The organism is Paucibacter sp. B51, from assembly GCF_027863535.1.
Lineage (GTDB): Bacteria > Pseudomonadota > Gammaproteobacteria > Burkholderiales > Burkholderiaceae_C > Paucibacter_A > Paucibacter_A aquatilis.
On the sequence record NZ_JAPIVN010000001.1, the window covers coordinates 799247 to 822530 of the forward strand.

12 protein-coding genes and 1 pseudogene are annotated in these 23284 nt (G+C 65.2%); 2 read left to right on the forward strand and 11 right to left on the reverse strand.

The features are described 5' to 3' along the window. Positions 1-109 precede the first annotated feature (109 nt). From OOB33_RS03400 to OOB33_RS03415, 4 genes and pseudogenes are all read right to left on the reverse strand, one after another. Positions 110-6892 carry an RHS repeat-associated core domain-containing protein gene (locus tag OOB33_RS03400; RefSeq protein ID WP_271007666.1) on the reverse strand — a complete coding sequence of 2261 codons (6783 nt, stop codon included), beginning with the start codon at positions 6890-6892 and terminating at the stop codon, positions 110-112. A gap of 190 nt (positions 6893-7082) precedes the next feature. Further along, positions 7083-8756, reverse strand: a complete 1674-nt coding sequence (locus OOB33_RS03405) for a hypothetical protein (RefSeq protein WP_271007667.1) — start codon at positions 8754-8756, stop codon at positions 7083-7085. Then, positions 8753-11626, reverse strand: a complete 2874-nt coding sequence (locus OOB33_RS03410; RefSeq protein ID WP_271007668.1) for an RHS repeat domain-containing protein — start codon at positions 11624-11626, stop codon at positions 8753-8755. The genes OOB33_RS03405 and OOB33_RS03410 overlap by 4 nt, the downstream gene beginning before the upstream one ends. A 1114-nt stretch (positions 11627-12740) precedes the next feature. Beyond that, positions 12741-15725: pseudogene (locus OOB33_RS03415) on the reverse strand (L-glutamate gamma-semialdehyde dehydrogenase); the annotation flags it as partial. Positions 15726-15828: 103 nt separating this feature from the next. On the opposite strand from OOB33_RS03415, the gene OOB33_RS03420 reads away from it, so the two are divergent. Then, the gene (locus OOB33_RS03420) at positions 15829-16302 is read left to right on the forward strand and encodes an Lrp/AsnC ligand binding domain-containing protein (RefSeq protein WP_102768881.1); all 474 of its coding nucleotides are present in this window, start codon (positions 15829-15831) and stop codon (positions 16300-16302) included. Between the two features lie 22 nt (positions 16303-16324). On the opposite strand, the gene OOB33_RS03425 is transcribed toward OOB33_RS03420, so the two are convergent. From OOB33_RS03425 to OOB33_RS03440, 4 genes are all read right to left on the reverse strand, one after another. Further along, positions 16325-16975, reverse strand: a complete 651-nt coding sequence (locus tag OOB33_RS03425; RefSeq protein WP_271007669.1) for a GNAT family N-acetyltransferase — start codon at positions 16973-16975, stop codon at positions 16325-16327. Positions 16976-16989: 14 nt separating this feature from the next. After that, entirely contained in the window at positions 16990-18093 is a 1104-nt protein-coding gene (locus OOB33_RS03430; protein ID WP_271007670.1) for a GNAT family N-acetyltransferase, read from the reverse strand. Positions 18094-18144: 51 nt separating this feature from the next. Continuing rightward, the gene (locus tag OOB33_RS03435; RefSeq protein WP_271007671.1) at positions 18145-18990 is read right to left on the reverse strand and encodes a GNAT family N-acetyltransferase; all 846 of its coding nucleotides are present in this window, start codon (positions 18988-18990) and stop codon (positions 18145-18147) included. A gap of 89 nt (positions 18991-19079) precedes the next feature. Continuing rightward, complete coding sequence (locus OOB33_RS03440; RefSeq protein WP_271007672.1) at positions 19080-20045, reverse strand: polysaccharide deacetylase family protein; 966 nt, start codon at positions 20043-20045, stop codon at positions 19080-19082. 330 nt (positions 20046-20375) lie between these two features. Here OOB33_RS03440 and OOB33_RS03445 point away from each other — a divergent pair, with 330 nt between their 5' ends. After that, entirely contained in the window at positions 20376-20624 is a 249-nt protein-coding gene (locus tag OOB33_RS03445; RefSeq protein ID WP_271007673.1) for a hypothetical protein, read from the forward strand. Positions 20625-20642: 18 nt separating this feature from the next. On the opposite strand, the gene OOB33_RS03450 is transcribed toward OOB33_RS03445, so the two are convergent. The 3 genes from OOB33_RS03450 to OOB33_RS03460 all read right to left on the reverse strand — a co-directional run bounded on the left by OOB33_RS03450 (position 20643) and on the right by OOB33_RS03460 (position 23282). Continuing rightward, positions 20643-21368 carry a phosphatase PAP2 family protein gene (locus tag OOB33_RS03450; protein WP_271007674.1) on the reverse strand — a complete coding sequence of 242 codons (726 nt, stop codon included), beginning with the start codon at positions 21366-21368 and terminating at the stop codon, positions 20643-20645. A gap of 22 nt (positions 21369-21390) precedes the next feature. After that, entirely contained in the window at positions 21391-22278 is an 888-nt protein-coding gene (ppk2, locus tag OOB33_RS03455) for a polyphosphate kinase 2 (RefSeq protein WP_394341043.1), read from the reverse strand. A gap of 149 nt (positions 22279-22427) precedes the next feature. Then, entirely contained in the window at positions 22428-23282 is an 855-nt protein-coding gene (locus tag OOB33_RS03460) for a lectin (protein ID WP_271007675.1), read from the reverse strand. Positions 23283-23284: the final 2 nt, after the last annotated feature.

A 23284-nucleotide genomic window follows, 5' to 3' on the forward strand; every position in this document is an offset into this window, starting at 1 on the left:
TACTTCAGCTCAGGGACAGTCTGTGCGTTATAGCTGACCATAGTCCACACGAATACAGCTGCGAGGGCTACAAGCCACAGGATCAAAAGGATAGTTCGCCTTGTAATCATTACCGCCGAACGCAGCGTCTTTCACAAGTACTGACAACATCCTCGGTGTATTCTTGGCAGTCAGTACCAGACGGGCCAACTCCATATCTCGGGCGCGTTGGTTTCTTCAACTCATTTGCAATACAAATCTCTATGCAACTGTCGTCGCCTTGGCGCTCCTCACAAGCTTCAGGTGTGTAGTAATCGGTGGCTGATGTCGTTGGCTTGCCTGGGCTACTGCCAAAAATATTACTCACCGCACCACCGCTCGAAGCTGTCGTGCTTCCACAGGTCATGTTCGCTCCGCTTCCAACGCATACATAGGTGTGGTTCAAAAGTGGAGGTGCATATGAGCCGGGCGAGCCACCCAATGGACGCTTACAGATATAAGTTGCCAGTCCCAGAGGATCAGTTTTCCTCACTGGATCACCTTCGGCATAGGCAGAAGTATTCAGGCCTCCCTCCAAACCCAGCGGGTCCTCACTGAGGAACCTCTTGAGTTGCGGATCGTAGAACCTCGCCCGGTAGAAATACAGCTTTCCCTCGTCCTGCTCCCGCCCTGTGTACGCGGCACTGCTGCTCGGCGCATCTCCACTGCTCGCAGTTTCCCCGTAAGCGCTGTAAGCCAGGCTGGTCACACGTGAACCATCGGACTTCGTCAAAGCCAGCACCGAACCCAGCGCATCTGTCAATGTCACACGCTGCTGTCCTTGGTGGTATGTCGCAATTAATTCATCAATTGCCAAGCCCGTCAGCAGAGCGGTCTTGGCATTGTTGCGGGTCTCGGCAATCGCCTGCTCCCCGTCGTAAACAAACTGAGTTTGCTCACCGTTGATCGTGCGGCTAACACGCCGTCCCAGCACGTCGTAACTGAAGGCTGCTTCCGATCCCGGCCCGCTGATGCCGATCAGCTTATTCAGGCTATCCCAGCTGTACCGAGTCACTCCCGCTGACGAACCTCCCGTGCAGCTCTTCTCACTCAGATTTCCATTGGTGTCATAACTCAAAGAACAGACCTGCTCGTCCGGCCTACCGGGGCGGAGCTTGATGCTGCTCATGCGATTTGCGGCGTCGTACTCCGCCGTCATCGGCGTTTCGCTGCGTGTGCTCGCGTTCAGCAAGGTCTTGCTGGTGCGTTGGCCGCGAGCGTCATAGCTGTAGCTGATCTGCTCGATGCGGCTGCCGTCGGCCTTCTTGTAATCGATGCTGAGGAGCCGGTTGGCGGCGTCGTAGCTGTAGTCGGCCGTGATGCCGTTCGGCAAGGTCTTCTTGCTCAAGCGCCCTGCCGCATCCCAGTCGTAGCGCGTGCTCTGGCCGGCATAGTGAATGGCGGTCAGGCGGTTGGCCAGATCCCAGTCGTAGCGGACCTCGTCCTGCTCGTCGAGCTTGCGGCTGATGCGGCGGTCCAGGCGGTCGTAGGCATAGCTCACGGTTTGGCTGCGGCCCTGGCTGGTCTGGATCTCGCGAACCAATCGGTCGGCGGCGTCGTACTCGTAGTCGATACGGCTGGCGCCGGCCAGGCCGCTTTGCTCGACACGCGTCAAACGACCTGCGCCGTCATAGCTGTTGTCCACCGTGCGGTCGGCCGCCTCCATGCGGGTCACGCGGCCCGCTTCATCGTAGCTGTAGCGAGTGGTCTGGCCCTTGCGGTCCACCACTTCAGACACGCGATCAGCGGCGTCATAGCTGTAACGTTCCAGGGCGCCCAGGGCATCGCTGCGGCTGGCCAGGCGGCCAAACTCGTCGTAGCTGTAGCTGGCAATGTCCTTGCCCAAGGGGTTGGTCACCGTTTTGAGGCGCGCACCGGCGTCATACGTCATCCGCGTCTTGCCGCCCAGCGGATCCTCGATCTCGGTGGTCTGACCGATGCCGTTGGAGACGCTGCTGCTGGTGTAGCTGAGCGGGTCGGTGCTGCTCAGGGGCCGGCCGCTGCGGTCGGTGCTGATGCGAGTGGTGTTGCCCAGGCCGTCGACCAAGCGCACCAGGTCGCCGGCCGCGTTGTAGCCCATGCCACTGGATTGATTCAAGGCATCCGTCAGAGCCGTCAACTGGCCATTGGCGTTGTAGTCCATCTGGGTTTGGCGGCCCAGCGGATCCGTCAAGCGGTTCAAATTGCCCTTGTTGTCATAGCCCATACGCCAGGTCTGGGCCGTGCCGTCATCGGCGTAGCGGCTGACGCTGCTGGGCTTGTTCCACAGCGGGTCGTACTGGATGTCGGTGATGCGGCCTAAGGCGTCAATCTGGCGCACCACATTGCCCAGGTCGTCGTAGACCATGCGCGTGCTGCGACCGATGGCGTCCACCACCTTGGTGCGGCGGTTCTGCGCATCGCGGGTCCATTGCGTGCGGCCACCGGCGCTGTCACTCATCTCCAGCACCTGGCCCTGGCTGCCAAAGCGGGCCAGGCGGGTCGTGCCATCCGGTTCGCGCGTCGTGGTGGCCAGCACCTGGCCGCCGTGGAAGCGCCAACCGGCCTCATAGTTCTCCCAGCTGTCTTCGATCGGGCAGGCGGCACCGGAGCAGACCTGGCCCGGGCTGCCCACGCGGGTGATGCAGGCGCCCGAGACGCGGTAGCTGAAGCGGTACTCCTTGCCCTGCGCCGTGGTCTGGCGCAGCACGCGCCGGCTGCTGCCGTAGAAGTTCTCAGTGGGATTGGCGAGCCCCGGGTACTGGATGGTCTTGATGCGCTCGCCGGTTTCCGGCGGCAGCACGTGGCGGCAGGCCGCATCCACCGGCATGTCGGCATCCTTGACGTAGCTGTAGCGGGTCTCGCGTCCGTCGGCATCGGTGACCGTTGCCAGGCGCTTGCTCGGGGTGTAGCTGAATCGCTCGGTCCGGCCTTCGGGGTCGCTCAGCGACTCAATGAAACCGCTGCTGCCGTAGCTGGCCGTGATGCGTCGCAGATCGGTGCCCACAGACAGCAGCTGGCCCCGGCTGTTGCGAGCCACGGTGACCTTGGCACCACTCGGTGACAGGGTCTCGACCAGGAACTGCGGCTGCCCACGCACATTGCCGGGTGCGCCAGCAAAGGCCTGGAAGGTCCAGCGCGTGCCGTCCTTGAACAGCATGCGCCAGAGCCCATCGATTTGCACCGCGCGGGCGCCATCGAAGGCCGGCTCGGTGCGGTTGCGCAAGCTGCCGTCGGCCTCGGGCGCGAACACATGGTGTACGTTGCCAGGCAGAACCAGGCGCACCGTGCTGCCGGCCAGGAGCATGGCGTCGTGATCCAGGGCCCAGCCATAGCCGATGGAACCCTCGGTGCCGCCGATATTGCCAAAGGCGTCGATGGGGTTGTAGTTGCGGCCCGTTTCAACCGGGGTGTGGCCATTGCAGCTCATACCGCCGGTGCGTGTCAGCTCCTGCCCGGTCAAGAGGTCGACCGGATTGCCGCCACTGGGCTTGGGGCAAGCCGGCGGCGGCGGCGGCGGCTTGGGCGGCCGCTCCAGACAGGCCAGGCCGCACACGCCGCAGAAGCGCGTCAGGCCGCCGCTGATCATGCGGGCGGTCTTGCCGTCGGCGCTGACCACAGCCTGGCCGGCGATCTTCCACTCGCCCGTGCCGCCCATGGGGCTGCCGTCGAAGAACCAGACGTTCACCGTCTCGCCCGGCTCAGCCCCCGTGTCATTGGGCAGAGTGATGGGGATGGGCTTGCTCGGAATGCCGCCCATAGGTGTGCCGAAGTAGAGCTGGTAGGCGGCGCCGGTGGGCACCGGCGGCGTCACCACCGGCAGCTCGGAAATCTCACGCTTCTCCACCGCAATCCGGGTTTTCTTCACCCCATCCCAACCGATGATCTCGGCGCCGGCGGGCAAGACGATCTCCAGGCCCGGGAAGCGCTCATCGCGGATGCGCTGCTCGGTCACGGTGTTGTTGATGGTGTTGAAGTTCTCAACAACCGGTGGCGGCGAGATGACGAAGTCCTTGATCACCACCATCTGGTTGGCCTTGACCTGCACGCTGAAGGGCCAGATGGGATAGAGCGGGTTGGCCGGTGTGGCGTCAAAGCGCAGGGTCAACGGGCCTTCGCTGAGGCCGGCTAGTTCAAAGCCACCCGAGGCATCGGTGGCCGTGACGGGGGAACTCTGGGCGCCGGTGTCGGCACGCACGATCACGCCGGCAATCGGCTGACCTTCCGGGGTGACGAAGCGTCCGCGAACGCCGGTGCTGGGCGTTGCGACCGGGTCGGGCACATTGAGGGTCAGTGCCACCGTACGAGTGATAGGCCCGGCCGAGGCATTGCCGCTGCCGCGCACCTCCAGTGCATAGCTGCCCGGCTTGACGTTGGATCCGGCCTGCAGACGCAATGTGGCCGTGCGATCCGCCGGCAAGAGCTTGGGATCAAAGCTGGCGGTGACGCCCTCAGGCAGACCGCTGATGCTCAAGCTCATGGCGCCGCTGAAGCTCTGGCTGCCGGTGCTGACGATGCCGATCACCGAGGTGCTTTCGCTGCCGCGCAGCAGGCGCAGCTGATTGGGCGTGGCACTCAGACCCGCATCCTGGGCTTGATCCACCGTGAACACCGGCCCGCTGACTGTGCCCAGCGAAGTGGCCACCTTGATGGCTCCGGTGCTGGCCGTGGCCGGAATGCGAACCTTCAGCTCGGTGGGGTTGGCGGAGACGATCTCCACCAGGGCCGAACCGATCCAGACCTGGTTGTTGGCCGCGACCGGATCAAAGCCCAATCCCCGGATGGTGACCACGGTGCCCAGGCTGCCGCGCAGGGGATCCACCGAGCTGATGCTCAGCTGGCTCTGGCGCATCACCACCTGGGCCCGTGCGGATTGACGGCCGGGCGCTTCGGCCAGGACGCTGATGTTGCCTTCACTCAAGGCCTTGAGCATAAAGCTCTGGCTGCTGCTGCCCTCGGGCAGGAACACGGCATTGGGCAGCTCGGCTGAGCCTTGGCCGCTGTAGCTGAGCGCGACCCACAAGCCGCCAGCCGGAGCAGGCGCTGCACTGCTCAGCACGAAAGCCTGCGTTCCACCCACGCCAACCTCGGCCTGCGCGGGCGTGAGCTGCAAGGCCGGCCATTGCTTGACGCGGACCTTGGCGCGCACAGTGAAGGCCGCCAGTTTGAGTTCGAGCCACGCTTCGCCCACAGCCACGCCTTCGAGCTGGCCCTGGGTGTTGACCTTGAAGATGCGTTCGTCCTCGCTGCGCAGCAGGACCCCGTCGACCCGATCCACCTCGCTACCGTCGGTCATCAAGGCCTTGAGCGGGTAGGCCGTGGTGTTGCCCAAGCCCAGCTCGAACACCGCGGGCGGGCGCAGTTCCTCCACCTCCGCGGGTGTGACGCGCAGTTGAGCGCTGGCATGGCTGCCGTTGAGGCCCACAGTCAGCTGAGCCACGCCTTCGTTCAAAGCCGTCACGGGCACCTGGGCGCTGGTTTGACCGGGGGCCACCGTGACCGCATCGGGCACACCCACCACATTGAGCGCATCCACACGCACGGTGACGTCACTGGGTTGCGAGGTGCCCGGGGCGATCTTGACCTGGGCCTGGCCGATGCTGCCCTTGGGCAGGTTCTGCTGCCCGGGCAGAAGGCCGGTGATCAAGGGCAGATCATTGCGCACCTGAACATCCAGGGTCGCCACCTGCACATTGCCGTAGGCCTTGAGCGACAAGCGCGCCTGTCCGGCAGACAGGGCCTGGACCTGGAACACCGCCTGACGCTCGCCGGCAGGCACGTACAAGGTGGGCGGAATCTGAACCACCGGCGCGGAGCTGCCCGTGGCGGCACTCTGCTGGCTCAGCACGCTGAGGTTCAGCAGCAGGTCGTAGCCACGCACGGCATCCAGATTGACCACCACCTGTCCGCTGGCGCCCGGCGCCAGGATCAGGCTGGGCGGCGCCAGGGTCACGCTGGGCGCGGTGGTGGCGGGCAGGGCATCGCGGACCTGGACTTGCGCGCTCAGGCTGCGCCCACCGCCCGAGACCGTCACCGTGGCCTGACCCGACTTCAAGGCCGTGAAGGGCAGATCCACACGGTCCACACCGACAGGGACACGAATCGAGCTTGCCAGCTGCACGATGTTGGCTGGCTCGGCCTTGAGAATCAGGTCCTGCTCCTGCTGGCTGAAGCCGCTGAGGCGGACTTGCAGCTTGGCCTTCGCACCCTGCTCCACCAGGCTGCGATCAGGCAGCAGGCTCACCGGGCGCGCTGCCGCCTCGGTGCTGCGAATCCAGGCCTCCAGCACATCAGACCCCAGTTCGGCCTGCACGGGGTAGACGCCAGCTTCCAAGGTCGTCACGGGCACGATGGCACGTTGCTGCCCGGGCGCAAGGATCACTTCGCTGGGCAGTTGCACCACGCTGTCGCTGGCGCCCGGTGCCCGCAAGCTCACGCGTACGGACTCGCGCGGAACGGCATTCAGACCCACTTGCAGGCTCAGGGGCGCGCCTCGCGTGGCTCCGCCCGGCGAGGGCTCCAACAGCACCAAGCGCGGTGCTCCGTCGATCACGGTGATGCTGGCGCTCAGCACCCGCGTCGCCCCCCCCACGCGCAGAACCGTCTTGCCCACGCCCACGGCCTGAACCGGCAGCTCCACGCTGGTGGCGCCCTGGTTGAGCGTGACCCGCTGAGGCACCTGAACCACTTGGCCCACCGTGGTGCTCAGCACAAAGGTTTGGGCACGTTCAGCCGGGCCCGGCAAGACCAGCTGCAGCTTGCTGGACGCACCGTTCTCCAGACTCAACTCGGTGGCCGAGAGCAAAGGAGCCGCCCCGTTGTTGGCCTGCGCCCAAACGCGCGGCGCCAGCAGACAGGCCCACACCAGCCCCATCATCAGAATGGGCCACAGCAAACGTCTCAGGGCCAAAAACCCAAGCCCCCTGAATGCCTTTTCAGGCGCCAGGGTCGGCGTCGCGTTCACAGGTCTGCGGTGCTGCCACATAGTTCTGAACCAAGCTGCGGTGAGTCGGCCGGAGACCGATCATCTGGACAAGAAAACCAAGGGCCCGGACGGGCCGCTTTTTCATTCGGTCAGCAGGCCTTCAGCCACCCATGCTGGCCGCGCGCAGCATGGCCAAAGCTTCCGGCGTGGCTTCAAACTCGCGGCCGCTGACGGTGATCAGGGTGGTGCGCGAACGACCATCCAGACCGGCCATCAGGCTGATGCGCTCAACCCGTTCCCCCTGCGCGAACTGCGACAGTGCATTGCCCATGGCCACCACGACGGTGTAGGTGATGGTGGCCTGCAGGGTGCTGGAGCCGCCCGGCAGCGCGATCGTGGCGCTGGCCGTGGCCGCCTGCGGCGTGCCGGCCAGGGCCGTGCTGACCGTGCTGACCTCCGGCCCGTTGTTCGGCGTCACGGCCAGACGCACGGTATTGCCGACCGGCACGCCCGTGGTCGCGAATGTGACCGTCACTGGATTGGCCGTGCCCACTGGCAGCTTGACATCCGCCACGCCGGTCGGAGGCTCCGGCACATTGACGCCGGCCACGCTGGTGATCTTCAGGGTTGGGGTGCCGGCGATGAAGACGGGGCCGGGTTGTGCGGTAGAGGCCGCGGGCGTTGTGCCTGCCGTCCGAGTGACAGACTCTGCCTCCAGACGAACCCGACCGTTGCCACCCGCGCCCCCCGATGCGCCGCAACTGGCACTACCAGAGCTGCCATATCGAGCGGAGATCTCACCATTGCCCGTCAAGTTCGTCGCGATCAAGCGAATGGCACCGCCACTACCCCCTCCGCCTGCAGAAGACTGGTTGGCTGTATCGCAACCGGCGCCCGAAACCGATCCGGAATTTCCGCCGTTGGCAAGAATCTTGCCGGTAGAAGAGTTCACGGTGAGTGTCCCGGACACCGCAATCAAAAGAGCACCACCACCACCTCCACCTCCCGACCCTGAAAAGTTCGGGCCACCGATCCCGCCGCCGCCGCCAGAACCTCCGACCAAGGGGAGCAGTTCTACCGATCCGTATGCCGGGCCGGCCGTTGTCGCGCTGCAGTTGTAATAGCCACCATTCGAACCTAGTGAGCCAAATCCGCCGCCGCCGCCGCCGGAATAGCCGATGGAGTAGAGGTTCTCGTAGCTTTCGCCGTTGCAGAGTTGACGGGGACCTGCCAAGCCGCCGCCTGGGCCGAGTCCTTTGCCACCCAAACGTTCAAGAAGTGCTGCGGCACCTGGCCGACCTCCACGTCCGCCCGAATAGCCGCCTGGCCCGCCTTCACCTGGATTGCCATCATCGGCAATCACACCGTCCCCCGCGGTTCCAGAGGTTGTCGAAGACTTACCGCTCACATCGATCGTCCCCGCAATCGTGGCATTCCCCGCCACCAGCAAGACCACCGGCGTGTTGGTGGTGTTCTTCTTGAACGTGACTTTCACGCCCGCCGGAATATTGATGCTGGCGTAGTTGAGGATGCCCGAGGGTGGCAGCGTGATCACCGTATCCACAGCCGGCGCCAGGTCACCATCAGCACCGGTGCTGCCGCTGATGAAGGCCATGGCGGAAGAGGCGCCTGCCATCAGAGACAAGGCCAGCACAGCATGGGTCACGCGACTCAAGCCCGGCGTCACACGAGGGGCCAGGCGAGCCAGCGAGGGAGCCAACGGGGTTTCTGAGCGGTGATGTGCACGCATGACGCGGCCTCCTTTGCTGGAATCGGTAGAGATCGAAGGAATAGAGGAAGTGAACCGAGAAAGTGCATCAAACGAATGGCTCATGGCGAACCCTCCTTGACGTAGACAGTGAAGGTATTGGCCGGTGAAGCCAGGGAGGACGAACCCCCGAAGCGGTTGAAGACGCGGATGGTGTAGGCGCCGGTCTGGGCGTTGGCGCGCACTGCCACGGGAATCGTCAGCTCCGTGCCTTCGGCGTTGACGCTGGGCGTGTCGCCCATGATCAAAGCGCCTGCTGGTTCTGCCTCGACACGATCGACCCCCTTCAAACGAAGGCCTCGCACCCGCAGCACGATCACATCGCCCTGGCGGGCCAGGATGGGTTCGATCGAAACAATTTCTGGCAAGGCTGCCGCGACGTGGAGTTGCAAGCGGCTCTCATGGCCGAGCACTGCAATGGGCTTGCCCAACTCATCCAGGACCTGCACTTCATAAACCTGCAGGGGCGCATCGGCCTTGACGGCCACCGTCTGGCGCAGGCTGCTGCCATCCGGGCTGACTTGCGCTGTGCCTTGAAGGGTCAAGGCCCCCGACGGAAGAATCCGCAAGCTCGCTTCATTGGGCAGGCCATGGCCGCGCAGGGTCAACTCCACCGTCTGCTCACGCAGCAGGCCCGTAGGTGCCACATCGATGACCCCGGCCCCCAGCAAGACACCCGTGTTCGAGGCCTGCACCAGAAGGTCTTGCTGGCTCGGGACGGTGCTCTGTGTCAGTTCCACGCCGACCAATGCAGCCTGCAGCTGCGCAGGAACGCTGGGCTCGGGGGCCACCTGGGCCAACTGGACGCCGACCGCCGCCGCCGTCAAGCCGTTGACGGCGTACTGTGGATCACCGATCAGCAACTGATTGTTGGGGCCCGGGTTCAGATTGGTCTCACCGGCTGCAGTCTGCACGCTCACGGTTCGAGCGCCCCGACCCGCAGCGGCAGCAACGATCAGGGTCACGCGCAGCTCGGTGCCCTCAGCGTTCACGTCGGGTGCGCCAACGGACACACCTTCTGCAGGCTGAACCCGAACCGCCTGCGCATTCAGGAAGTTACGGCCGCGCAGAACCAGGGTTTGCGTGCTGCCTGGTTTGACGGTGGGCGGATCCAGCGATTCAAGGACGGGCAGCACCGGCGTCACAAGCAGCAAGGGCTGCTGCGCGGCGGCGTAGGGGATGGTCACGCCGGCCGCACTCACCACCAGGCGCCGCAGTCCCAGGGGCGCATCGGCAGCCGCGGTCACGGTCACCTCCACGGTCTGACCGTCCGGCGCAGCGGTGATGGCGTCCAGACTCAAACCGGTGGCTGGTTCTGCGCGCACGGCATCGACGCCTTGCAGTCCCCAGCCCTGGAAGCGCAGTCGTCGTGTGTCGCCCTTGGCGATGCTCTGCGGCGTCATCTCACTGATGACCGAGCCAAAGGTGACGCCCACGAGCGGCGCCACTTGCACCGAGCTCACAGCCTGAGGGTCGCCCGGGCTCTGTGCCAGTTCGACGCCGACCACATCAGCACTCAAGTTCTGAATGTTCTTCCAGCCACTGTTGTCGTCGTACACAGTCACGGTGTTGGCCGCGCTGGGCGTCTCATCGCTATTGCCGCTGGGACTGCCCAGAACGATCACCCGCGGCCCAGCCGCAGCACTCGGCAAGACTTGCAGACCCACGGTCAAGCTGCCGCCGTCAGGACTGACAGTCAGGGTCGAACCCAAGCGCAAACCAGCCGCACCGCGCACCTCCACCGAGGTCACATCCTGCAGATAGCGACCACGGATCACAAACTCACTGACCGTGCTGCCGGCCGTCAGATAGATGGGCGCCACTGATTGGATCTGCGGGCGCGGCAACACCACATCAATGTCATCCGCACCCACCTGCGCCGGGCGCAGCACCGCGCCTGCCGAGCGCAGTTCCAGATTGCGCAGGCCTGTGCTCGCACTCGCATCCACGGTGACGGAGATGCTGGCGCGTTTGCCATCGGGGGCGACGGTCACGGCGCCGACACTCAAGCCCTGATCTGGCTGCAGCGCCGCCGTTAGATCGCTTGGCAGGCCTTCACCAATCACCGTCAAGGTCTGGGTCGCACCCAGGCTCAGGTAGCGCGGCTGGGTATCCAGCCACACCGAGCCGCCCATGGTCACACCCACCAGGGGTGCAGGCAGCCATGCAGACACCTCAGGCTGGGGCTGCGCCGGGCGCGCAACCTCGACGCCCACCAGCGCGGCGCGTGCAGAGCTGATGCCCTCGGGATTGATGGTGACAAAGATGGGAACTTGCAGAACGCCCAAAGTGGGTGAGCTGAATCGCAGCTCGGTATTCCCCCCTGTCAGGCCGCGCACCGCGAAACGTGCACTCAGTTGCCCAGCCGCAATCGACAGCGTCGCAGGGCTCACCGTCGCCACGTCGGGCCGTACCACGGACAGGCTGAACTGATGACTCTCATCATCCGCGTGATCCAGAGTCAGATCGAAGCCTGCTGCACCTGCAGATGGAGAGATCGCGATAGGCAAAGGCGCGACCGAAGCCTGCGGCATAGCGGGTCGAATCTGTAAGCCGATCGTCGCTGTGCCAGCAATGGAGCTCACGCGGAAGACGCTGAGGCCCAGCGCAGCCTGGCTGGACACCTGAAGATCAAAGCTGATCGACGTTGCAGTACGGCTGACGCGAGAGATCAACAGCTCTGGATCATCCGCACTCAAGGCAGCTGTCGCGAGCTGTGTGCCCACCAGCGTGACCCGGCTGCTGCTGCCGCGCCGCAAGGCGGTCGGGCTGACGCTGCTGACCGTCGGGGGCTGGGCCGTTCCATCGGTACGCACAGCCAGGATGTTCCCGGCCGCGTCGTACTCATACTCCGTCACCTTGTTGCTGGCGTCGATCACGCGGATCAAACGCCCCAGGCCGTCGTACTCGTAGCGCTCAGCTGCCGCCTGAGCCATGTGCAAAGGCAGCAGCAAACCGCAAGCAAGAAGCCATGGCGTAGCCACCCTGCGCAAAGCACGGATCGCGAGATCAAACAGTCCGCTGCTTGGTCGCACAGTTCCCCCTTGGTGGCCACACAAAATCGGCGCGGTCACCTGGGCGGCGACAAAATTCGAAGAGATAACGAATTACACGCTAGGACAAAAGTGGAGCATGTGGATGTGACAAAAGTCAACGTTGCCCCTGGTCTTCCACCCTATGGTTTTCCCGCCACCAAGAACTTGGGATTGCCCAGTTTGAAGTAGGACAGTTTCTCCGCGGAAAGCTCGTGTTCATCGGGCAATGCCACGACAACTCTGGGGACTGCCCGCCCCCGCATCCCCCAGCGCTTGAAACATACGGATACAAAAAAGCCGCCACTGCCAGTTGCAGTGGCGGCTTCCCGGAGATGACGTGCGGCCCGAACCGCACGATTCCACCAATCAGCTGCTCAGAGCCTACGAGGGGTCAGTGCAGGCCCGCCAGCAGTGCCGCGTTGCCGCCCGCGGCTGCAGTGTTGATGGTCAGGGTCTGCTCGGCGCTGAAGCGGTATTGCTGCAGCGGGTCTTGCACCTCGGGGGCGGTGATCAGCGGGCGGATGGCGCCGCTGTCGGCGGCCAGCTGGCGGGCCAGGCTGCGCTCGGTCGCAGAATCGGGTGCGGCCAGGATGACACCGGAGACACGCTCGTCGTCGAGCAGGGCGGCCAGGGTGGCCGCACCGCCTTGCGGCAGCACCAGCAAGGCCTCGGCCGGCAGGCCGGCGGCGCGCAGGCGTTGCTGCAGGCGCTCGGCCTCGCCCGGCTTGTCGCTGAGCAGGGCCACGCTGTTGCCGGCCACCAAGGCGGCGGCCAGGGCCAGGGCCAGATCGGGCGCTGCAGCGCCTTGGGCCAGCAAGAGCAGTACGCCGCGGCCGTGCAGGCGCAGCTCGTTGCTCTCACCGGTGGGGCCGGGCAGGCGCTGGTCGGCCAGCACGCGCTCGGCCAGGCTCAGGCGGGCGTTGACCTGCAAGCCACCGGCCTGGCCCTCGAAGGCCTGGCGCAGCACGGTGGCGCGCTCACCCAGGGCGCGGGCGCTCCAGACCTCGTGGCCGGCAGCCAGGGCTGCCACCGTGGCAGCCACGCCTGCAGCGGGCGCGCTTTCGGCGGTCAGCACGGCGGGCACGGCCGGGGCCGGCACCAGGGGCAGGGCGCAGAAACGGTAGAGGTAGTTCGGGCCGCCCGCCTTGGGGCCGGTGCCGGACATGCCTTCGCCGCCAAAGGGCTGGACGCCAACGACCGCGCCGATGATGTTGCGGTTGACATAGACGTTACCGATGCGGGCCTTGTCGGCCAGGCGCAGGGCACGGCTGTCGATGCGGGTCTGGATGCCCAGGGTCAGGCCATAGCCCAGGGCATTGATCTGCTCGACCACGGCATCCACATCGCCACCCCAGCGCACCACATGCAGCACCGGGCCGAAGATTTCCTGGCGCAGGGCACTGATGGCGGGGATCTCGAAAGCCACTGGCTGGATCAGGCGCGGCAGCGCATCGTGCACCGGGGCTTCGGCGATCAGCTTGGCCTCGCGCTTGAGGCGGGCCACGTTCTTGGCGATGTTGTCGAAGGCCTCGTCGTCGATGACCGGGCCGACATCGGTGGCCAGCTCGGCCGGGCGACCGACCCACAGCTCTTGCAGCGCGCCCTTGAGCATCTCGATCACGCCATCGGCAATGCTCTCGTGCACACACAGCAGGCGCAGGGCTGAGCAGCGCTGGCCGGCCGAGCGGAAGGCCGACTGCACCACGGCATCGACCACCTGCTCGGGCAGGGCGGTCGAGTCGACCACCATGGCGTTGAGGCCACCGGTTTCGGCGATCAGGGGCACGACGGCGCCTTCCTTGGCGGCCAGGGTGCGGTTGATGATCTGGGCCACTTGCGTGGAGCCGGTGAAGCAGACGCCGGCCGTCTGCGGGGCGGCCACCAGGCCGGCGCCGACGGTTTCACCGGCACCATGCAGCAGCTGCAGCGCGCTTTGCGGCACGCCAGCGGCATAGAGCAGCTCGACGAAGCGCTTGGCGACATAAGGCGTTTGTTCAGCGGGCTTGGCGGCCACGGTGTTGCCCGTCACCAGGGCAGCGACGACCTGACCGGCAAAGATGGCCAGGGGGAAGTTCCAGGGGCTGATGCAGACGAAGACGCCGCGGCCTTGCATGCGCGGGCCGTCTTGCTCGGCCTGGTCGGCGTAGTAGCGCAGGAAATCGACGGCTTCGCGGACTTCGGCCACGCAGTCGCCCTGGGTCTTGTAGGCTTCCTTGACCAGCAGGGCGCAGAACTCGTGGATGCGTCCATCGAGCGCATCGGCGGCGCGGCGCAGGATGTCGGCGCGCTCATGCGCAGGCGTGATGTTCCAGGCGCTGAAACCGGCTTGCAGCTGGGCCATGGCGGCCGCCACGTCCTCGGCCGTGGCCTCGGGCACGGGCTGGACTTCCGTGCGAGCCAGGGCGTCGAGATAGACCTGGCGCTGGGCCAGATCGGTCAGGTCGGCGCCGGTGGAATTGGCACGGCCCTGGCCCTTGGGGTCTTGGTAAAGCGCGCGCGGCAGCGGCAGGGCGCTGTAGGGCTGCACCTGCTCCAGCGGCGAGCCGAGCAGCTCAGGCACCTGGACGTTGACGTCGGCCAGCTGATGGACGAAGGACGAGTTGGCGCCGTTCTCCAGCAGGCGGCGCACCAGATAGGCCAGCAGGTCGCGGTGCTCGCCGACCGGGGCGTAGACGCGGCAGGGGATGGTGCCGGCCTTGAGCACCTCGCGGTACACGCCCTCGCCCATGCCGTGCAGACGCTGCATCTCGAACTTGGCATTGGCCGTCTTGGCCATCTGCACGATGGCGGCGATGGTGCCGGCGTTGTGGCTGGCGAACTGCGGGTAGATCACATCGGCGTGCTGGATCAGGGCCTGGGCACAGGCCAGATAGGACACATCGGTGTGCTGCTTGTGGGTGAACACGGGGTAGGCGGCCAGACCCAGCTCCTGGGCGCGCTTGATCTCACCGTCCCAGTACGCGCCCTTGACCAGGCGCACCATGAAGCGCAGATGGTGCTTCTTGGCGATGGCGGCCACCTCGTGGATGACGGCCAGAGCTCGGGTCTGGTAGGCCTGCACGGCCAGGCCGAAGCCGCGCCACTGAGGGTAATGCGTGGCAATGCGGGCGGCCAGGGCGTCCAGCACATCGAGCGAGAGCTCAAGGCGGTCGACTTCTTCAGCGTCGATGGTCAGGTTGATATTGGCCTGCGCGGCCAGGGTGATCAGCTCCCAGACGCGCGGCAGCAGCTCGGCGAACACACGCTCCCGTTGCAGCACTTCGTAGCGCGAGAACAGGGCGCTCAACTTGATCGAGATGCCATCGGCCGACTCGGGCGATTCCGCCTTGGCGCCGGCGGCAATCGCCTTGATCGCGCCGATGTAAGCCGCGTGGTAGCGGCGCGCATCGGCCTCGGTGCGGGCGCCCTCGCCCAGCATGTCGTAGCTGAAGCGCAGCATGGGCTGGGCCTTGCGCGCCGAAGCGGCCTCGTCCATGGCCTCGCCGATATTGCGGCCCAGCACGAACTGGCGGCCCAGCAGCTGGATGGCGCGCACGGTGGCGCCCACCACGGTCTGCGCGCCCAGGCGGGTCAGCAGGCCGCCCTGGCCTTCGGCATCGGGCAGGAATTTCTTGGACAGGGAAATGGCCGAGGCCGAAAGGCTGGACCAGAGCTTGTGCGGGCCGTCCGAGCCGCCGTCAAACTGGCCGCGGCCCAGCTGGTCGGCCGTCAGGGCGATGGCGGTGGGGGCGTCGGGCACGCGCAGCAAGGCTTCGGCCAGGCGCATCAGGGCCAGGCCTTCCGAACTGGTGATGGGGTACTCGCGCAGCAGCGATTCCATGGCCCAAAAGGGCGCGGGGTTGGCGCGCACCTGCTCCACCCAGGGGCGGGCTTGTTCGATGACGGCGGGCCAGTTCAGGCCGGCGCCCAGGCTCTGGGCCAGCGCGTTGACCACGCCGATCTCGTCGCGGTAGGGGTCGGGCAGGCGGGCGGCTTCGGGCGGCAGGGCAAAAGCGGTCATGAAAAACCTCGTAATGGGCGAAACTAGCGAAGCGTCGAACTTTATGTGGGCTGGCCCTGAATTAAATTCAGAACATCAGCACACGCCTAGTCGAAAATTCAGCATGAGCAGCGACACCCCCACCCTGGACAAGACCGATGCCCGCATCCTGCGTGTGCTGCAGGCCGACGGCCGCATCTCCAATCTGAAGCTGGCCGAGGCCGTGCACCTCTCCCCCACCGCCGTGCTCGAGCGCGTCAAACGCCTGACCCGCGAGGGCTACATCCTGGGCTATGAAGCGCGGCTCAACCCTGAAAAACTGGGCGCGGCCATGCTGGTCTTCATCGAAATCCTGCTCGACCGCACGGTACAGGACGTGATGGACAACTTCAAGGCCGCCGTCCAAGCCCGCCCCGAGATCCTGGAATGCCACCTGGTGGCCGGCGGTTTCGACTACCTGCTCAAGACCCGCGTGTCCGATATGGGCGCCTACCGCGAGTTCATCGGCAGTGTCATCTGGACCCTGCCCGGCGTGCGCGAGACGCGGACCTATGCGGTGATGGAGGAGGTGAAGAACACGACGGCGTTGCCGATTTGAGCGGCAAGCGACCGCCCCAAGTTCAGCCCCCAGCGGCCGGCAAGGCACGCATGCCCAGGCGGCCCATGCCCAAGGACCCGACCAAGGCACCCGATGTCTTGCTGAACACGACTGCGCTGAAGCGGCAGCCCAGATTTTTGAACACGGCCATGGAGGGCACATTGGTAGCCCGCACATGGGTGACCAGGCGGCTCAGGCCCTGCTCCCGCATGCCCTGCTCGGTGGCGGCGATCAGCAGCTGCGCCGCGCCCCGGCGGCGGAACTCGGGCCAGGTGTAGAGGAAACCGAGGAAACCGTCGCCCGCGGACAGATGCAGGGCCAGCTTGGGATCGTCCACCGCACAGACCGGGCCGGTTTCGATATTGAGCTGGGCCACCACCGCCTCGCCACACAGCAGGACATGGATGCTGCAGCCGCGCTGCAGCAGGCGCTCGGGTTCCGGCCCCGACTGAGCGGCGATCTGCGTGGCCGTGCCGGCCGGCAGGCGAGCCAGATCAGCCAGGCTGGAGAGGCGCTGATAGGCCCAGCCCTCCGGCAACTCAGGCGCCGCCGCAGCGGGCAAGGCCTTGCTGGCGAAGCGAAACACCTCGAGCCCGCTGAGCAACTTGAAAGCGAAGAACGCCGAGGCCGTGAGACCGCCCGGGCCGAGCAGGAAAGACAGGCGTTGGTTCATGCGGCGGCAGCGGCTCAGGCCAGCGAGTCCAAGCGGACCGTCCAGGTCGGCAGGGCTTTCTTGGCCACCCAGGCCAGCACGCCGCCGATCAAGCCGGGCTTGAACATCATCACGTCATGCAGCAAGGACGCGTCTTGCGCGCCCCAGCGCTGCTTGTAGCCCGAGTCGCCCTGACCCCAGTCCAGCAAGCGCTTGCCGCGCGCCACAGCGTCCTGCAGCACGTCAAAGGTCAGGATGGAGCCGGGGCTGTGGCTCTTCCATTGTTCGTCGTAGGAGTTGGCGATGATGTAGACCGCGGTCTCGGTTTCCAGATGCGCCGAGAACGCCACCGGCTGGCCGCCGCAGCGCAACACCCAGAACACCGCCTCCGAGTGGCCATCGGCCTGCTCGCCCATCAGCGCCCAGAAACGCTGGTTGGCCGGCCCAATGAATTTCAGTTCACCGCCCTTCTTGGCCAGCCAGGATTGCGACTCGATGCCGGCCAGGGTGTCGAGGATGTCGAGCGAGCGGCCCATCACATGGCGATCCACGCTGAGCTCGCCCACCGTCTTGCCCAGGCGCCGGCGCGAATACTCGATGTTCTTGATCAGGGAGTTGCTGAACTTGGGCTTGAGCCCTTCCATGCCTTGCGACAGATCCAGCTCGAAGACCGCACCGGTTTCCCGGCACAGAGACCGCCAGCCCTGGCGGCTCAGTTCACGCAGGACGGAGTGCAAAGCGGCATCGCGGCTGGACACCGGCCCGAAGCGCAGCACGGCGCCGGGCGGATGGGCTGCCAACTCGCGCCCCAGCGCTTCGGCCGCCGCCAGGCCAGGCTCTTTCTGCGCCGCCACAAACAGGGTTCGGAACGGCCAGTAATAGCCAGCCAAAGAGTGGATGGAGAACAGCGCGATCTTCTGCTTGGCGAAAGGCACAAAGGCCTGGATGGCGCCGTGCTCACGGCTCACCACATGGCACAGCGGGCCACTCCAGCCACGCCCGGGCAAAAAGGCCTGGGCCCAAGCACGCAGACTCCTGGGGCTGCAAAAGGCCTGGTCCTCGAGCTGGTGCGTTGGCCAGGTACCGGTTTGAGACAAGGCCTCGTCACTGATGAGCGCTGGGCCCTCCGATGTTTTCATGTAGCTTCCGACTCAAGAATCAAAACCCGGCGCACCGGCGGCAGCAAAACCTCAGGCACCGAAGCGCATCCACTGGCGGATGCGTGTCTTCAAATTGTGGCGCTCGAGAAACTCGCCGAATTTCTCGACCGCGGCATTGAAATGGCGATGCCCCTGCACCAGCAACCAATGGGCCAGACTGCGGCGAATGAAAAACACATCGGCACATTGCCGATGGTCGGTGGCGAACAGCTTTTTGTGCTCGGATTCGCCCTCGGTGAAATCGAAATACTTGTGCTTGCCTTCGGCAAAAATGGTTTCCAGCGCCTGCCACTGGAGCACCGTGCCGACCGACAGTTTCATGAAACTGGGGTCATAGCCCAGATAGGAATACACCAGCACGCCCTCTTCGATCGGGCAGTACAGATAAGAAACGGGTTTGCCCTCGTGGAAGATGATGTAGGCGCGCACGAGATCCTGCGCCGCCAGTTTCATCACCTCGGCCGTGAATGCCTCTGAATTGGGAATCCCGGCGTCGAGCAGTTTCTCCTGATAGGTCAGGGCCGACACCTGGCGGGCCAGTTTCAGAAACTCACCCATCTCCTCGGGGCGTGTGTACTGGCACCAATCCAGGCTGCCACCACAATGCTCGGCAAATTTCTTGATCTTGCGATTGATGGTCGAACGCGTCTTGGCCGAAAACTTGGCCTTGTAGTCTTCAAAAGACTGGTTCAGGTCGATGAAATAGCGCGGGTAATGCTGGCGGACATACACCAGATAATCACCCTGCGTGCTCAAAGCGGGCAAGGTGGCCTGCACTGGCAGCGAGCGAATCAGGTAACCCGCACAATCAGCGGGCAAGGCGCGATCTGGCGCCACGGGCTGCAACACCGGCTCACCGGGGTCGGACAGGCGCACCTGGCTGCATTGCAGGTTCAAATTGAAGCGAAACCAAGTCCAGTCGCTGAGCTGAAACTTGAAAGGTACCTGCGCGACAAACCAGGAATTCACTGATATCTCCGGCGATACGCTTGTTCCAGCGTTCGCATCCCGGTTTTCCAGCGTGTGGAAACCAAGGGCAAGGGTTGGGTTTGCACCGTGCGGGCGTTCAAGCCATGAAAGCCTGACATATTGAAGTGGGCACGATTGTCGCTGACGAAACGGCACAGCTTTTCGAGGCGTTTGACGACCACCGCATCGGCCCGGTTCTTGGCCGGATTCAGCAACTCAAAGTTGTGCGAGAGGATGACGAACTCGGACTGGCCGCGCTCCAGCGCCTGCCAGAGCAGGGTTTCCATCTCGGCGCTGGAGGAGGCCGTCAGCTGCGCGTGGCGCAGGCGGCCAAAGCCGTCGTCATAGACGGTCATCGGATGCTCCAGCACGCCATCGAAAGCGCAGCAATCGGTCAGCAGGGTTCCAGGCGCCAGGCCGCTGTCCGGGCCAAACATGGTGGCGTTGTAGCTGGAGTCGTGGACGATGCCATGCGCCTGCAAGGCCTGCAGGGTCAGGTGATTGAAGCCAAAGCTGCCGGCGCGGAAGGCATTGGGGCGCCGGGCGCCCGCCTGGGCCAGGTAGTCCAGGCCGATGCCGATCAGCTGGGTCTGCTCGGCCAGATCGAACATGCGCAGGTACTGCCGCTTGTGCGTGCTGTTGGGCAGGATGGTGTTCGGCCGGCCCTCGTCCACCCACTCGGTGTGCAGATGCAGCTGCACCTCATGGCCGGCGGCCTCAATCATGCCGACGATCTCTCGCAGCGGCTCGATACCGAAGCGCGCAGCGAACAGGGGCTCGACAAAGAACACCCCCGTCAGGCCATGGTCACTGAGCAGTTTCAGTTGGAAGGGCAGGCCAAAGTTTCCGGCCGCCGTCGGCCCGTACACATAGCTCTGGAAGGCGGCGGGAAACTTGGAATCGATATCGTTCCAACCGTCACACCACACCTCCACATCGACTGTGTAAAAAACATTGAGCATCAGCAGATCCGTTCCGTCCTTTTCGCGCTGCGGCAGCATACGCGACTTGCTTGAACTTTCTGCTCGCGGCAGGCCCTCGCTTGCGGGTGCCTCCGCGTGAATTCGACCGCTGATCCAGCCTCATTTCTTTTCGGTGGGCACGCCGGTCAAGTCCCCCTCTTCTGGGGGGATGCCTCAGCGAACACCCCCCACCCTCCCCCATCGCACGCCCCGAAGTGTGATGGGAAGCACGGATCGCGTCGCCGAATATGAATTCCAGACGCCGGCGCAGGCTACTCAGTCTGGCAGCCGGCAGCGGCAACACAAGCAAGCCCTCTGGAGACTTTCATCATGCGCAACCATGCTGCCCTGCCCCCGGCCACACTCCAACGCAAGGCCCCGGTTCCGGGCGACGCTGCCGAGCCGATTCACAGCTGTGGCTGGTTCGAATCGTCCTACGAGCTGAGCCAGGGCCTGCAGGTCACCGAAGGCGGCGATGATGACGAAGGTCTGCTGGCCGAACTGTGCATCGCGACGCTCAGCTTCATGCCGATCTCGGCTGGGTCTCTGGGTGACGCCGCCAAGCCGACCTGCCACTGAGGCCCCTCAAGCCAACACTCAAGACGCCGGCTCTTGCAGGTGCTGCAGTTCCGGCCCAGCCTCGGGCTCCTGAAGATCCCGCCGATCGACCGGCTGCTGACGGCCCGACAACTGCAGCGCCCAATGGGTAACCCAATCATGGCTGCGTGACGGCGGCGCCATCGAGGGCATCAGCAGCAAGAGCGCCAAGGCAGCCATGGGCAGACCGCGCGGCAAACCGCGCCGCAGCGGCGGCGCCAGCCACAAGCTGGCGCCACTGGCCACGGCGCCGAGCAGAAAACCGGTCACCGACTCCGAAACAGAGTGCGCACCAACTTTCAGGCGCGAGTAAGCAATCAAAGCCGCCAGCGCGTAGGACAGGCCAATCCAAGCCCAAGTAGCGGTCGAAAACCGACCGCGGTCGGATTCACGATCCGCCCGAACCGAGACAGCCGGAGAAGCCGCCAGCGCCAGCCAGGTCAGCAGGGGCAAGACCGCTGCGGCGAACATGGAATGCCCGGAAAAACCAGTGAAATCCCAGCGCGCGATGCCCAGGCCCCAGCCCATGAAAGCCAGCTTGCTGGCCGTGGTCACGCCGATCACTGCGGCCAACAAGGCCAGAGCGCGCCAGGCCCAGGCCCTCTGGGCGGCGCGCGCTCCCGCACTGCGCCAGACCCAGGTCAGGCCCAACAGGGCCAGAGGAAGAAGAAACTGCGCTTCGCCCAGGCGGGTCAGCCAGGGCCAGGCAATAGCAGAAAGACTCATGCCACCATACTAAAGCCTGCGCTCAGTACAACTCCGGCACCACCATCTCCGGCGGCACGGGTTGGCGTTCGTAATCCTCGTGTCGCTCGCGCGAGGGCAGGATGACCGGCGGGTGCGGGATCTCGTGGTAGGGCATCTGGGCCAGCAAATGGGCCATGCAGTTCAGCCGCGCCTTCTTCTTGTCGTCGGCCTGCACCACCCACCAGGGCGCCTCGGCAATGTGGGTGCGCTCCATCATCACTTCCTTGGCCTTGGTGTAGTCCTCCCAGCGGCGGCGCGACTCCAGGTCCATGGGGCTGAGCTTCCACTGCTTGAGCGGGTCGTGGATGCGGCCCAGGAAGCGGGTGTGCTGTTCCTCGTCGGAGATCGAGAACCAGTACTTGATGACCTGGATGCCGGCGCGCACCAGCATCTTCTCGAACTCAGGCACCGAGCGGAAGAACTCTTCGTACTCGTCGTCGCTGCAAAAGCCCATGACCCGCTCGACACCGGCGCGGTTGTACCAGCTGCGGTCGAACAGCACGATCTCGCCCCCGGCCGGCAGGTGCGAGATGTAGCGCTGGAAATACCACTGCGTGCGCTCGCGGTCGTTCGGTGCCGGCAAGGCCGCAACGCGGCAGACGCGCGGGTTCAGGCGCTGGGTGATGCGCTTGATCACGCCGCCCTTGCCCGCGGCGTCGCGGCCCTCAAAGATGATGACGGCCTTGTGCTTGCTGGCCACCACCCAGTCCTGCAGCTTGACCAGCTCGCCCTGCAGGCGGAACAGCTCCTGGAAATAGGCGCGGCGCTGCAGGCGCTGCTCGGGCGTGAAGCGGCTGCGGATCGCGTCTTCATCGAAGCCGCGGTCGTCAATCTCCATCTCCAGCTCTTCGTCATAGCTGTCGATCAGGTCCGCCTGCATGCGCTGCATCAGGTCGGCGGGGTCCACATTCGAGTTCGGCGGCGTGCTCATGGTTGGGCGGGAAGAAGGGAGGGGGAACACAGAGGGCGCAAAGGAAGCGCCCACCTCGACATGGACAGCCTGCCTGCGCGGCATGACAGGCGCGTGAACTCAGGCCTTCACCAGCTCCAGCGCTGGTTGCTGCCGCCGTTGCAGCTCCACAGCAGCACCGGCTGCTTGGGCCGAGCGCGGCCTTCCTTGATATCCAGGCATTTGCCGTTCATGCGGCTGCGGATCTCACTGCCCTGACGGGTCCAGCGCTGGTTGACGCCGCCGCTGCAGGGCCAGGCGATCACGCGCGCGCCGTCCTCGCGGTTGCCTTCGGCCACATCGAGACACATGCCGCCCACGCGCAGCTCACCGCGGTTGCTCCAGGTGAAGCGCTGGTTGTTGCCGCCATGGCAGTTGAAGACGATGGCCTCGGTGCCGCGCTCGACCCGGCCCGACATGTCCAGGCACAGGCCGTCCTTGCCACGGATCTGGCCGCTGCCCCATTGCGGGCGGTCCGGGCCCTGCCAGTCACCGTCGTTGTTGTTGCTGTTGTTGTCTTTGTCCTTGCCCGATTTGGAGGCCAGCAGGGCAATGGCCGCCACGGCCGCCACACCCGCCACCACGGCACCGGTGCTGATGCCCGAGGACTCCTTGCCACCGTCTTCGCCGTTGATGGCATCGCCAAACAGCTTGAAGCGAGCCGAGCAGCCATCATTGACCCAGAGCTCGCGGTTGCTGAGGTCGAAGCCCCAGCTGCGGTTGAAGCGGCAGGCGCCGCTGATCTGATGGTCCAGCTCCACATCGCGCACGCCTTCGTCGAGGCGCAGGCTTTCATAACGGCCGCTGGAGCGCAGCTCCACGGTCTTGAGTTCCACGCCGCGATCACGCGGCTCCGCAGCCCAGGCGGGCGCGACAGGTGCCGCGAGCAGCGCGAACGCACTCAGGCTGCAAACAATGGAACGACGCGGGTGCTGGGGGCTCATGC